At 66.7% G+C, this 1,483-nt stretch carries 1 protein-coding gene; it reads left to right on the top strand.

What is annotated here, in order from left to right:
* Positions 1-180: 180 nt before the first annotated feature.
* Positions 181-1,359, top strand: a complete 1,179-nt coding sequence (locus tag ACGFIW_RS33730; RefSeq protein WP_393324607.1) for an IS701 family transposase — start codon at positions 181-183, stop codon at positions 1,357-1,359.
* Positions 1,360-1,483: the final 124 nt, after the last annotated feature.

Raw genomic sequence — 1,483 nt, forward strand, 5'->3', positions numbered from 1 at the left:
CCTAGTACTCCAGCCGCAGTTGCCTGGTCTGGAGTTTTGGCAGGTAACCGGCATGATCGACGTCGTAGTTGAGTCTGCCGCGCAGCTGTGAATGTCGATGATATTCGGTGGATAGGTGGTGTGGTCGCACCGTCTGTCTGTTGTGGCTAGTCGCGGGGCGGGCAGGCTCCCGTGCTTGTGTTGATCGATGAGATTGTGGGCTGGCGGGCAGGTCTGGATGATCTGTTGGCGCGATTCGCGCACCGGTTCGGGCGTGCCGAGCCGCGCCGGCAGGCGCTGAGTTACCTGGTTGGGTTGCTGTCGCCGCTGGCGAGCAAGAACGGCTGGACCCTGGCCGAGGCCGCCGGCGACACCACGCCGGACCGGATGCAACGGCTGCTCAACAAGTCAGCGTGGGACCCGGACGCTGTTCGCGACGACCTGTTCGCCTACGTGTCCGAGCACCTCGGTGACGGCGACGGGGTGCTGATCGTCGACGAGACCGGATTCCTGAAGAAGGGCATCAAATCCGCCGGGGTGCAGCGTCAGTACTCGGGCACGGCCGGGCGGACGGAGAACTGCCAGCTCGGGGTGTTCCTCGCCTATGCCAGCCCACACGGGCGCACGCTGATCGACCGGGAGCTGTATCTGCCCCGCGGCTGGTGCGACGACCCTGCCCGCCGCGAGGAGGCCGGCATCACGGCGGGCGTCGGGTTTGCCACGAAACCCGCGCTGGGCCTGCGGATGATCGAACGCGCCATCACCGCCGGACTGCCGGCAAAGTGGGTCACCGCAGACGAGGCATACGGGCAGGACTCGAAGTTCCGGACCTGGCTGCAGCAGCAGCGCATCGGTTACGTCCTGGCCGTTCCGCGCAACCAGCGGGTCCCGACCACGGTGGGCAACTCCCGCCCGGACGTCCTCGCCACCAACGCACCGACCCTGGCCTGGAAGCGTCGCAGCTGCGGCGCCGGCGCCAAAGGACCACGACTCTACGACTGGGCGGTGGCCTCCCTGCCCGGCACCGCCGACGGTTACGGTCACTGGCTGCTGATCCGCCGCAGCATCACCAACCCCACCGACCTGGCCTACTACCTGTGCTCCGGCCCCGCCGACACCAGCGACGAGACCCTCATCCGCATCGCAGGGACCCGGTGGACGATCGAGGAGTGCTTCCAGACCGCGAAGACCGAGGTCGGCTTGGATCACTACCAGGTGCGTCGCTACGACGCCTGGTACCGCCACATAACGCTCGTTCTGTGCGCCCACGCCTACCTCGCCGTCACCGCCACCCACGCCAAAAAAGGGGCACCGAATCCGACCAGGACGGCCTCATCCCTCTCACCCTCGGCGAGGTCCGACGTCTGCTGGCACACCTGATCACCACCATCCGACCCTTCGACCACATCCATCGATGGTCACGATGGCGACGCCGACACCAGTACCGCGCCAAAACAGCCCACTACCAGCGAAGACTCCAACTTCGCCAGGCGCGGCTGGAGTA

The organism is Micromonospora sp. NPDC048935, assembly GCF_043197875.1.
Lineage (GTDB): Bacteria > Actinomycetota > Actinomycetes > Mycobacteriales > Micromonosporaceae > Micromonospora.